The 11,932-nt window shown below is 51.3% G+C and carries 12 protein-coding genes; 11 read left to right on the top strand and 1 reads right to left on the bottom strand.

From position 1 onward, the window contains the following. Positions 1-438 precede the first annotated feature (438 nt). The 10 genes from L6H70_RS02825 to L6H70_RS02870 all read left to right on the top strand — a co-directional run bounded on the left by L6H70_RS02825 (position 439) and on the right by L6H70_RS02870 (position 10,721). Positions 439-1,902, top strand: a complete 1,464-nt coding sequence (locus L6H70_RS02825) for a circularly permuted type 2 ATP-grasp protein (protein WP_236329563.1) — start codon at positions 439-441, stop codon at positions 1,900-1,902. A 69-nt stretch (positions 1,903-1,971) separates the two neighbouring features. After that, positions 1,972-2,925, top strand: coding sequence for an alpha-E domain-containing protein (locus tag L6H70_RS02830; RefSeq protein ID WP_236329565.1), 954 nt, complete (start codon positions 1,972-1,974; stop codon positions 2,923-2,925). Further along, on the top strand, positions 2,922-3,788 hold the full coding sequence (locus L6H70_RS02835) for a transglutaminase family protein (RefSeq protein WP_236329567.1): 867 nt from the start codon (positions 2,922-2,924) through the stop codon (positions 3,786-3,788). Before L6H70_RS02830 ends, L6H70_RS02835 begins: the two co-directional genes overlap by 4 nt. 280 nt (positions 3,789-4,068) lie before the next feature. Beyond that, positions 4,069-4,899 carry an SDR family oxidoreductase gene (locus L6H70_RS02840; protein ID WP_236329569.1) on the top strand — a complete coding sequence of 277 codons (831 nt, stop codon included), beginning with the start codon at positions 4,069-4,071 and terminating at the stop codon, positions 4,897-4,899. A gap of 168 nt (positions 4,900-5,067) precedes the next feature. Then, complete coding sequence (locus L6H70_RS02845) at positions 5,068-5,757, top strand: NAD-dependent epimerase/dehydratase family protein (protein WP_236329570.1); 690 nt, start codon at positions 5,068-5,070, stop codon at positions 5,755-5,757. A 39-nt stretch (positions 5,758-5,796) separates the two neighbouring features. Beyond that, the gene (locus L6H70_RS02850; RefSeq protein ID WP_236329572.1) at positions 5,797-6,141 is read left to right on the top strand and encodes a DUF1801 domain-containing protein; all 345 of its coding nucleotides are present in this window, start codon (positions 5,797-5,799) and stop codon (positions 6,139-6,141) included. 20 nt (positions 6,142-6,161) lie between these two features. Then, entirely contained in the window at positions 6,162-6,560 is a 399-nt protein-coding gene (locus L6H70_RS02855) for a DnaJ family domain-containing protein (RefSeq protein ID WP_236329574.1), read from the top strand. Between the two features lie 160 nt (positions 6,561-6,720). Beyond that, positions 6,721-9,213 carry an ATP-dependent helicase HrpB gene (gene hrpB, locus L6H70_RS02860; protein WP_236329577.1) on the top strand — a complete coding sequence of 831 codons (2,493 nt, stop codon included), beginning with the start codon at positions 6,721-6,723 and terminating at the stop codon, positions 9,211-9,213. 88 nt (positions 9,214-9,301) lie between these two features. Beyond that, a complete protein-coding gene (locus L6H70_RS02865; RefSeq protein ID WP_236329580.1) occupies positions 9,302-9,931 on the top strand; it encodes a general stress protein in 630 nt (209 codons plus the stop codon). Between the two features lie 430 nt (positions 9,932-10,361). After that, positions 10,362-10,721, top strand: coding sequence for a replication termination protein (locus L6H70_RS02870; RefSeq protein WP_236329582.1), 360 nt, complete (start codon positions 10,362-10,364; stop codon positions 10,719-10,721). Between the two features lie 2 nt (positions 10,722-10,723). Here the strand turns inward: L6H70_RS02870 and L6H70_RS02875 are convergent, their stop codons facing one another. Next, a complete protein-coding gene (locus L6H70_RS02875) occupies positions 10,724-11,287 on the bottom strand; it encodes a TraR/DksA C4-type zinc finger protein (RefSeq protein ID WP_236329583.1) in 564 nt (187 codons plus the stop codon). Positions 11,288-11,477: 190 nt separating this feature from the next. Between L6H70_RS02875 and L6H70_RS02880 the strand changes: the two genes are divergently transcribed. Next, entirely contained in the window at positions 11,478-11,864 is a 387-nt protein-coding gene (locus L6H70_RS02880; RefSeq protein WP_236329584.1) for a DivIVA domain-containing protein, read from the top strand. Positions 11,865-11,932 lie beyond the last annotated feature (68 nt).

Genomic DNA, 11,932 nt, shown 5'->3' on the forward strand with positions numbered 1-11,932 from the left:
GCATAACCAACCTTATAACGAACATCAAAAGGCCCGTATCCAGTTTTATCTGGAGAACGGGCCTTTTTGCGGTTGATGGGACAGCCGCGACCCGCGCTTTTAATAGAAGAAACAGCGATTCAGGCAATTTATTAACAGATACCTTAAAAATACAACATATGAAAAATTCATAATAGTACTGCTTGTCAACGCTCCTGCATACAATTCAATGTAGAATTTACATTTCAGCTCCCTCCAAGTAACGTGTGAGAAAGGAAGCGATTCCAATTAGGCGAGATGGTTCACAGATTCCATTTTGCTGTTATATATATTGACATAAAGATTAGCATTTACGTATTATTAAAGTAGTATTTTATATTTTCACGGAAAATTCTTTAAATATAAGGTTTCTTGTCAACAAACTTCACACATTTTGATGATCCGAAAGGAGTCGGGCTCATGTCCAAACTAGATCCTTTGCCCGGTATTTCCCCGTATCCGCTGCAGCATTTTTTTGATGAAATGTATGCTGATGAACAGAGTATCCGGCCTCATTATAAACATGTTAACCGCATGTTTTCCGGAATGAGCCCCGAAGAGCTGCAGGGTAAGCAAAGACTGATGCAGCGTCGGATGATGGAAGAGGGAATTACCTTTACACTGTACAATCCGGCTCAGGATCAACCGATGGAGCGTACGATTCCCTTCGATATGATTCCGCGGATCATTCCGAAGGGCGAATGGGAAAGACTCGAGGCTGGAATCGTCCAGCGGATTACGGCTCTAAATTTATTCATACATGATATCTACCATGAGCAATACATTGTAAAGGACGGCATTGTACCGCGGCGAATGATCATCTCCAATGTATATTTCCGTCCGGAAATGGCGGGACTCAGAGTTCCTGGCGGAGCTTATGTCACCACATCCGGCATTGACCTGATCCGCCATCATGACGGGGAATATTACGTGCTTGAAGACAATCTGCGGACTCCTTCAGGCTTTTCCTACTTATTTAAAGGCAGATCGCTCATGAATCAGCTGTTCCCGGAATTATCTTTTGCCAGTTCGATTAGGGATGTGGATCACAGCTTGAACCGTTTCCTCTCTGTATTGCGCAGCCTGTCCCCGTCGCGGACAAAAGATCCGGTGATCGCGCTCTTAACGCCCGGGGAATATAACTCAGCTTACTATGAACATGCTTATCTGGCACAGCAAATGGGCATTCATCTGGTAGAAGGACGCGATCTGGTAGCACAGGATCACAAGATCTATTTAAAGGAAATGAACGGCTTGCGCCGGGTGGATGTGCTGTACCGCCGTTTGGATGATGATTTTATCGATCCGCTCGCCTTCCAGCCAAGTTCCCTTCTGGGTGTCGCCGGTCTGATGAATGCTTACCGGGCAGGCAACATCGCCATCGCTAACGCACCGGGAACGGGAGTCGCCGATGACAAAGCTATGTACGTCTATGTTCCGGATATGATCCGTTATTACCTTAATGAGGAACCGATTCTGGGCAACGTGCCCACCTATCTCCTGTCTCGGCCGCAGGAACGCCAGTATGTGCTTGATAATCTGTCCGAGATGGTGGTCAAGGAAACCTCGTTGTCCGGCGGATACGGCATGCTGATCGGAAGCGAGGCCACAAAGGAAGAGCTGGTGGACTTCCGGCTGAAAATCCTGGCTGATCCGGCCCGATATATTGCCCAGCCGATTATGTCATTATCGAGAGCACCTGTGCTGTCCGGCGCAACGATGGCACCGCGTCATATCGACCTGAGGGCATTCGTGCTGATGGGGGCGGACCGTAAGCCACATGTCATTCCAGGCGGACTGACACGGGTAGCCATGAAAGAAGGCTCGCTGGTCGTCAACTCTTCTCAAGGCGGCGGGGTCAAGGACACCTGGGTTATGGCATAGGGCCGGAGATTAAGCTTATGAATTAACAAAGTGCGGCATCAATATGGGTTAGGTGGAGGAGTGGTAACGATGCTGAATCGCAATGCGGAAGCTTTGTTTTGGATTGGCCGTTATATTGAACGGGCGGAGAATCATGCGCGGCTAATCGATGTTCATTATCACATTCAGCAGGAAGAGGATTTCCAGGCGGAGGGTCATAAGTGGTCACGGCTGATCGATGCCCTCGGAGTCAGAAATGAATACCTGCAGCAATTCGAGAGCTTTGCTGAACAAGATGTATTATCCTTTATCACGCTGGACCTCGGCAATGCTAATTCCTTATTTTCATGCGTGCATCAAGCCCGGAATAATCTGCGTACGCTGCGCCAGCATCTGCCGAGCGAGCTCTGGGATATTGCCAACGGCTTCAATCTCTGGCTTGGGGAACAGTCCGTGGCAGATATCATGAGCGGTCCGCATCAGTTCTATCAGCAAGTCAAGGAGCGCACGGCAATGTTCCTGGGGGCAGAGCAGTCAGTGATGCTGAGAGGCAACGAATGGCATTTTATTGAAAGCGGACGGTTCCTCGAACGGGCCGAGAATACGACGCGGATTCTGCAGGCCGTAACTGTATCCTGCAAATCCAAGGAGATCAACTCTATATACACCCAGCTGCAGGCAGTGTTGAAATCCGTGAGCGGCTACCAGGCTTTTCGGCGTTATTATGCGGATGATATGTCACCGGAATGCATTCTGGAGTTCCTGATTGTAAATGCCTATTTCCCGCGTTCGATCCGCTTCTCGTTCCATAAACTGGAGGAGCATTTAGCCAAACTTGAGCTGGATAGCTCCGAGAAGGGTTCAGGACATGAGAAGGTAATCCGCCAGGCCGGTAAGATCAAAGCTGATCTCGATTATATGGAAAAAGAAGAAATGTCCGGCGATCTTGTCGATGATGTGCTGAATTCGCTGAAGATTTCCTGCCAAAGATTAGGGAAAACGATGGAGGGCGCTTTTTTTCGGCGTGAAGGAGTACGTGTATGAAAATACAGATCAACCATACAACAACCTACACGTATCCCGAACCGGTTACGGACAGTGTCAATGAAGTCAGGCTGACTCCGCGCACAAACTACCGGCAGTCCTGTTATCATCACGAGGTAGAGGTAACTCCAGCCGCTAACCTGCTGACCTATGAGGATTTTTTCGGTAACCGGGTGCATGCCTATTCTGTGAATAAGCCGCACACGGAGATGATTATTCATACCAAGGCGACAGTTGTTACGCTTGATAAAGCGCAGGGTACTGATCTGCCGCATCTTCCGCTGGAAGAGCAGGTCAGGCTGCTGAATGATGAGAAGTTCCAGAACCGGTATATTGAGTTTATTTTGCCGACACGCTACACGGAAGTAACGCCGGAACTGGTTGAGTTTGCTTCACAGCATCCTTTTGACGAAGCGGACGATATGTATGAATGGACCAAGAAGCTATCCTCTACAATCTATGAACAGTTTACCTATGATCCCGAGGCTACGAGTGTAAATACCACGGTCAAAAAAGCACTAAAGCTTAAGCGCGGGGTCTGTCAGGACTATGCGCATTTGATGATTGCGGTCTGCCGCAGTGTCGGATTGCCTTCCAGATACGTCAGCGGCTACCATTTTGTCGGTGACCTGCAGGGCGGAAATGCGGATTTCGAGCAAGCCTCACATGCCTGGGTGGAGACGCATATTCCCGGGACGGGATGGCTGGGCTTTGATCCGACGAACAACGTGGAAGTGAACTGGCGGTACATTAAGCTCGGGCATGGCCGGGATTACAAGGATATCGTGCCGGTAAAAGGCGTATACCGTGGTGTATCCGGGACGCTGACGGTCAAAGTCGATGTTCGCAAGCTGGAGAATTAGAAGGGTTAGTACAGAATAGAATGAATACAGCGCGTGCCTGAATTCATGGGTGTGCGCTGTTTGTGCTGGATCAGAGATAGCTGTAACTCTCAAGCAGATTATGGGTTTATATTTTTGGAATACGGGAGGAATAATGTGATCATTAAAGGAAAAGGCACGGTAATAACACTCATCTTCACTAATAAAAAATAATAGTCTCATTTTTGTGCAACTTTTGCACAAAGTGATTATAAACAAGGTACATTTGGGTAATCTTGAAACAGAGCCATGAATATGGACGATGTGGAAGGAGAGTGTACATGTGAGCCCAAATATAGCTAAAAAACAGCGGTTTATCGGAAAAACAGCCATAATTACAGGTGCGGGCTCGGGGATCGGCCGGGCGACGGCCATCCAGATGGCGCGTGAAGGCGCCAATGTAGCTCTTTTTGACCTGGTGAATGAACGTACCTCCGTACTTGAGCAGAAGCTGAATAAGCTGCGCAAGGACTGTGCACTGGCGATTGATGTCGATACTTCCGATGCTGAGCGGATGGAAGAAGCAGTACGGAGAACCATCGAGCATTTCGGCAGTCTGGATGTTGTGTTTGCCAATGCAGGGATTAACGGAGCAGTCGGGCCGATCGAGGAGCTCAGTCTAAGCGATTGGGAGCGTACGATGTCGGTCAATCTGACCGGAACATTTCTGACGCTCAAATATACTATTCCCCACCTTAAGGATAAGGGCAAAGGGAGTATCATCATTACGAGCTCGATCAACGGAAACACGCGGTTTACCAGCTTCGGCTGGTCGCCCTACAGCACTACCAAAGCGGGACAGGTGGCATTTGCCAAGATGGCCGCGCTGGAGCTGGCGAAGTTCAAAATCCGCGTCAACGTAATCTGTCCGGGTGCGATTTCAACGAATATCGATGAAACGACGGAGTTCAATGAGGATGTGGAGGAAATCGTCATCCCGATTGAGTTCCCGGAAGGTGCCCAGCCGCTCGCGGACGGGCCGGGTAAAGCGGAGAATGTCGCTGATCTCGTCTCCTTCCTTGCTTCCGATGAATCGATTCATATCACCGGAGCGCAAATCGTGATTGACGGTGCAGAATCGCTATTAAGTTAATCTGTTAAAACCCAGCAACGAGAATTTTATACTGCATTTATAGCTGGCAGCCTTACTCTGCGGTCTTAGATCAGGAGTAGGGCTGCTTCGCGTCTATATAGGGTTGTAAAAGATACAAGATATGGTAAAATCTCTGCATAGCCTGAAGCAGAAAGTAGGAACGATATCATGTCTACCCGGCCAACATCAACAGCTCAAGCAATTCGCGTGCTAATAACCGGATCAACAGGAATGGTTGGCGAAGGTGTGCTGCATGAATGCCTGGCTCATCCGTATGTCGAAGAGGTTTTGGTTATAAACCGGAGAACCTGCGGGATTACCCATCACAAGCTGACTGAAATTCTGCTTACAGATTTTTTTGAACTTTCCGGCTTTGAGGAGCAGCTGCGAGGATATAATGCCTGCTTTTTTTGTCTGGGATCCACCTTGGCAGGAGTGAGCGAGGCAGCATATACCCGATTGACGCATGATCTCACGTTATATATGGCAAGGGTTTTTGCGGAGCAGAATCCGGGAATGGTCTTCTGTTATGTGACTGCCTCCGGAACGGACCGTACAGAGCAGGGGCGCAGCATGTGGGCCAGAGTCAAGGGGAAGACGGAGAATGCGCTGAACAAGCTGCCTTTTGCCAGAACATATTTTTTCCGTCCGGCATTTATCCGTCCTACACCGGGACTGACCCGGACCCACAAGTATTACTATGCAATACAATGGCTGTATCCCCTGCTCCGGTTGCTGTTTCCTAACTATGCGGTTACACTACGGGAGATCGGACAAGCCATGATTCATGTAGCCAGCCAGGGGTTTGACCGGGAGATTCTGGAGAGCCGTGATATCGCCGCCGCAGCCAGGCAGTAGGATGTAAATCATCATATACTATGGAGAAAAGGTGATCCCATGAATGAACAGGTTACAGATTTTATTAACAGTGTCAAACTGCCCTGGCAAACTGAAATCTGCAATAAACTCCGCCAGCTGATTCATGAGTCCATCCCTGAAGTGCAGGAACGGATGCAATACGGCAAACCGCATTTTCTCAAGAACGGGAAATATGCGGCGGTGATTACAACAGCTAAGGGATGGGTCACCTTTACGATCTTTAATGCGGCGGAGCTCGAAGTTCCGGAGGGAGTGTTTGAGCCCGGTAAACCGGAACGGATTACAGCCAAATTATTGGAAGGCAAACCTGTTAATTATGAGCTCTTCGCAGGGATGCTCAGTCAAGCTTCGGCTGGACTGTAAACGATGAAGGAGTGTTGAACATGGCAAACCTGTCATGGCTGGCGGAACAGCGGATCCAGGAAGCGATGAGGAACGGTGAATTTGAAGATTTGCCGGGCCATGGGAAGCCGCTGGAGCTGGAGGACCTGTCCGGAGTTCCTGAAGATCTGCGGATGTCGTTCAAAATTATGAAAAACGCCGGTATTCTGCCGGAAGAAATCATCCTGCGGGGCGAATGTGTAACACTGGAAGGATTGCTTGCGGCATGCCACAGCAGCGGGGATACCGGAAGTAGTGAGATGAAGTCGCTTCGCACAAAATTGACTGCAAAACGGATGAGGCTGCAGGAGCTGCTGCGTGAACGCGGTTTGGAGAGCAGCAGCGTCTTCACAGAATATGGCGAACAAGTCCGGCAGCAGTTATTGAATGATGAAAAATAGAGTTGTATAAAGCATTCGATCCATGCGGATTGAATGCTTTTTTATGTGGAATAACAGCATCTTGAAATCCAGCGCAATTTCGCCCATGATTATGAAGTGAAGAGTTTGGAGACAGAGTGTCCAAATGTTCCTGAGACTATAACAGTTATGGAGAGAAATAATGAAGCAGCTTCCAATTATGCAGGTGCTCCCTGACCTGAAAAAAATACTAGAAAGCAGTAAAGCCGCCGTGCTGATCGCCGAACCCGGAGCAGGGAAAACCACCGGTACGCCTCCGGCTTTTCTAGACGAGCCCTGGATGGACGGCAAAACGATTCTGATGCTAGAGCCCAGACGGCTCGCCGCCCGGTCAGCGGCTGTGTACATGGCTGCTTGCCTCGGGGAACAAGTGGGACAGACGGTCGGTTACCGGATGAGAATGGACAGTAAGGTAGGCAAGCAGACGCGGATTGTTGTGGTGACTGAAGGCGTGCTGACTCGGATGCTGCAGAGTGATCCTTCCCTTGGGGATGTCGGGCTTGTTATCTTTGATGAATTTCATGAGCGTAGCCTCCATGCCGATTTGGGGCTGGCGCTGACACTTGAGGCACAGTCCGTTCTGCGTGAGGACCTGCGGATTCTGATCATGTCGGCTACACTGGACGGTGAGCGTGTCTCGGCGCTGCTGGGCGGTGCTGCCGTGGTGGATTGTCCGGGCCGGACCTATCCGGTGGAGACGTTCTATGCTCCCCCACAGCGAGATACTCAGCTTGAGCAATCCGCTGCAGCGGCTGTCTTGCGCGCACTCACTGAGCAGCCCGGGGATGTGCTTGTGTTTCTCCCCGGTGAACGGGAGATCCGCCGGACCGAACGCGAGCTTGAAGGGAGCCGGCTTCCGGCGGGAACGGTTGTGCGGCCGCTGTACGGCCAGCTTCCGCAGGCGATGCAGGATGCTGCGGTGGCCGCGGCTGTACCCGGCGAACGCAAAGTCGTGCTGGCGACATCCATCGCCGAAACGAGCTTAACGATCGAAGGGGTGCGTACGGTAATTGATACCGGCCTAAGGCGCACCCAGGTATTCTCGCCGCGTACTGGCATGCCGCGGCTGACGACGGTGCCGGTATCCAAGGCGTCCGCCGACCAGCGGCGCGGCCGTGCGGGCCGGACGGCACCGGGTGTCTGCTACAGGCTGTGGAGCAGGGAGGAGCATACCCGTCTTCCGGATGACAATGTGCCGGAAATCATGGAAACCGACCTGGCGCAGCTCGCCCTGGAGCTGGCGCTATGGGGCGTGCGCGATCCTGCCGCGCTGCCCTGGCTGGACGCGCCGCCTGCCGCGCCATACGCGCAGGGCGTGGCGCTGCTGTGCCAGCTAGGCGCGCTTGACGCCGGCGGCGCCATCACGCCGCACGGCCGCAGCATGGCCGCGCTTGGCGCGCACCCGCGTGCCGCGCATATGCTGCTGCGCGCGGCAACTCTTGGCGAAGCGCCGCTCGCCTGCCGGCTGGCGGCGCTGCTGCAGGAGCGGGACCTCTTCAAGGGTCCCGCGAATCAGAGCAGCGACCTCACGCTGCGCGTGGAGGCGCTGCTGAGGAACGAGCGCTCCGGCGACACCGGAGGCGCGGACCCGGCCATCTTGCGCGCGGTGCAGCGCGAGAGCCGGAACCTCCTGGCGCAGCTGCAGGCAGCGCCGGGGGAAGTGCCCGGCGACCTCAGCCGCATAGGCCTGCTGCTGTCGTTTGCCTATCCCGACCGGGTCGGGCAAAAACGCGGTGATGGCGCGTTTCTGCTCTCTGGCGGCCGGGGGGCGGCCATGCGGGAAGGGCAGCCGCTTGCGCGCTCGCCCTATATTGTAGCCGCCGGGGTGGATGACCGCGCCGGACAGGGCCGGATTATCCTGGCTGCGGACTTGCCGGAAGCCGAGCTGCTGAAGGAGCATGCAGACAGCCTGACCGAGGAACGGGAGGTCTATTGGGATAAAGAGAGCGGAAGCGTCAAAGCACGCCGGCGGACCCTGTTTGGTGCTCTTGCTCTAAAGGAAACTACACATGAACGCCCCACCGCAGAAGAGACAGAGGAAGTGCTGCTGTCTGTGATCTCAGCGGAAGGTTTAGGAGTGCTACCGTGGGATAAAGGTACTATCCAGCTGCGGCAGCGGATGGCCTTCATGCATGCCGTACGGACAGATTGGCCGGATGTATCGGACGAAGCGCTACTGCACTCCCTGCAGGAGTGGCTAAGGCCATATATTCAGGGAATGCGCAATCTCCGGGATCTGCAGCGGGTGCCTTTATCCAAGGCGCTGGAAGGAATGCTTGATTGGAGTAACCGCCAGACCTTGGATAAAGAAGCGCCTACACATATTACTGTGCCCAGCGGATCACGTATACCATTAGACTACGGAAATCCGGGGACGCCGGTACTGGCGGTAAGGCTGCAGGAGATGTTCGGCCAGGTGGATACACCGCGGATTGGGCTCGGAAAGGTTCCTGTGCTTCTGCACCTTCTCTCCCCGGCACGGCGGCCGATGCAGGTCACGTCCGATTTGGCCAGCTTCTGGAAGAGCACTTATTTTGAAGTGAAGAAGGATCTGAAAGGGCGTTATCCCAAACACTATTGGCCGGATGATCCGTTACAGGCTGAACCGACAAACCGGACGCGCCCGGCCAAATAAAAAAATTCATCTGAATGCATGCCGTTGTTTGATTCACCCGTTATAGGGTAATAATGTAGCGAACCACAATTACGAAGGAGGGCTTCAAGTGACTAACAAAATCGTAGGCATCTTCGAAACGGAACAAGAAGCGACCAGAGCAATTGAAGGACTGCACAGACAAGGGATTAGTAATGATGAAATCTCGGTTATCACAAGAGACCGTGATGAACTCAAAAACATTTCTGATGATACAGGTACCATGGCTCCAGAAGGAGTAGCGACCGGAGCAGCTACAGGCGGTGTAGTCGGCGGGGTAGCCGGACTGCTGGCCGGTATCGGAGCGTTGGCGATTCCGGGAATCGGGCCGATTCTTGCCGCCGGACCGATCGTGGCGACGCTGACAGGCGCAGCTATCGGCGCCGGTGCCGGCGGACTCGTTGGCGGACTGATCGGGATGGGCATTCCTGAAGATGAAGCACGCGAATATGAGGGTTATGTCGACAACGGTAAAATTCTAGTCCTTGTGGATGATAACGGAAGAGGACATGATATTCATGATGTTTTCCGCGGCAACCGCTCATTGAACACCAGCAGGTATGACTCTTTGTACGCTAACAACGGGTCAACGAATCCAGGCCTTATTACGGATGACACTACCGTCGGAAATACATTGGGCAACCGGGGTTCGATGAATGCTGACAGCGACCCGGATCTCTATAACCGTAACAAAATGTAACGGAATGTAAGTGAATAACTGAGGATAATCCATACAATTAGTTTTACGAATACAAAGACTGCATTTTCGGGCTGATGCCCGGGATGCAGTCTTTTTTTACGATAAATAGTAGATATCATTAAGCAACAGGAGCACCAACAAATAGAGGTACAAACCCTGTCCCACTAATAACCAAATTACAGCATATGAAAAATTCACAATAGAAATTTATCTAAAATGACCCTATCCACATACCACTATCAAATTCCATACTATGTGTTATCTATCTACAAACAACCCCCGAAAAAGTGGACTCAGTCCCAATAAAATAGCATGGTATATTCAAATTATGAAAGTTGGTAAATAGAGTTTATACTAGAGTTGTGCCGATAGTTTTGGTGTATTTATACAATATGACTGACTATACCTAAGTTCAATCAGGAGGGATTCCATGGCGTTTATGATTGCCCAGCGGGCATTTATTAAAGTGTATTTGATTACGAAGGTTGAGCAGCATAAGGGGTATGGATATCAGATGCTGGAGGACTTGCGGAGAGATTTCAAGGCCTATGGCTATTCACCTCCCCAAAGTGAGGTTTACCGTGCCCTTCATGAACTCGTGCAGCAGGGGATACTGTACCGCACGAAACAGCTGAAAGGGAATGATCCCAAGGTCGATTTTCAGGAAATCGTCCTGTATCATTTTACGGCTGACGGGGAGGAGAAAGCCAGACTCTACAAAAAACAGGTGAAGACGGATTTGGACCGCTGCCTGGGCATATTAAACAAAGCCGTCACAGACAATTATTAGGTTCACGAATCCCCTTCTCCGGTGTCTTGTCCCGGAGGAGTAACAGGGGAACTCGCACTGCCGTAATCCTCTACAGAGTCCCATGCTCCGGCGTCGTCGAAGCGACCGCTTTGCTCTTGGCGGCCCTGGCCTGCTCCGGCTGGCGGAGGTGTCATCACCTGCTCCTCGACAGGGCGTTCACCGGAGTTCGAACGTTCCGGAGAATACTCTACCGCATAGGCGGTATGTGGGATGGCTTCGAGACGTTCATAAGGGATATTTTGTTTACTTACAATGCAGACGCCATAGGTACCGTCTTCCATCCGCTGCAGCGCAGCGTCGATTTCAGCCAATTCATCGTTTAATGCGATGTTGATCCCGAGATCCCGGCTTCTTTCAAAGGTCTCCGTACCTGAATCTGCCGGGTGATTGTCGACAGAGGAGAGTTCACCGGTAGACATTTTTAGCGAATCGCCAATTAGGCTGTTTTCTTCGCCGTTATCTTTAAAGTGCTGCTCGATTTCCTGTTTATGCTGCTCCAAGGCCGCTTTAAGCTTGGCCAGCTGTGAATCTGTTAAATGACTCATTGTACCCTCTTCCTTTCAGTAGTTAGAGTATTTTTGTTAGTGTATTCTTTCCTTACCCTTTTCACCGGAGAGACAATCAACAGAGCCCTGTAGCGGGAAACTGCAACTATAGTGATATTTTCAGGCTGCTTTCAGCCTGCTATAATGAGAACTGCCGATAAAACACAGATAAAGCTTGGAGGAAACAACCATGGACGAACATATGAAACGCCGGCTGGATAAGCAAAGAAAGCTGTTCAGCCAGCTCGGCATCACACTTGATGCACTCACCATTCACGAGAAAGAGTTCAGTATGAAGCTGCGCGGGTACGATGCAGAGGAAGTGGATACCTTTCTGGATAGCGTAATTAAGGATTACGAACGTTTTTATGCAACGATTGCCGATTTGATGGATAAATGGCAGGAGCAGCAGATCGAGATGCGGGAATTGAAAGCAGAATCGAAGGCAGCTGCGGCAGCACCGGCACCTGTTGTCAGAGGCATTGATCCGCTTGAGCTAGAGGATATTATCATCAGGCTGGAGAGTAACCTGCGCCAGTTGAAGGACAAGCTTCCCCGCACTGAAGGGTACTTATAAGCTGAGTGAGGGCAAGCGAAGCTTGTTGATATTTTTTCCATCGTTTACAATTAGAGGGGCGGTATATA

Origin of the sequence: Paenibacillus auburnensis (assembly GCF_927798115.1) — a bacterium.
Lineage (GTDB): Bacteria > Bacillota > Bacilli > Paenibacillales > Paenibacillaceae > Paenibacillus_AQ > Paenibacillus_AQ auburnensis.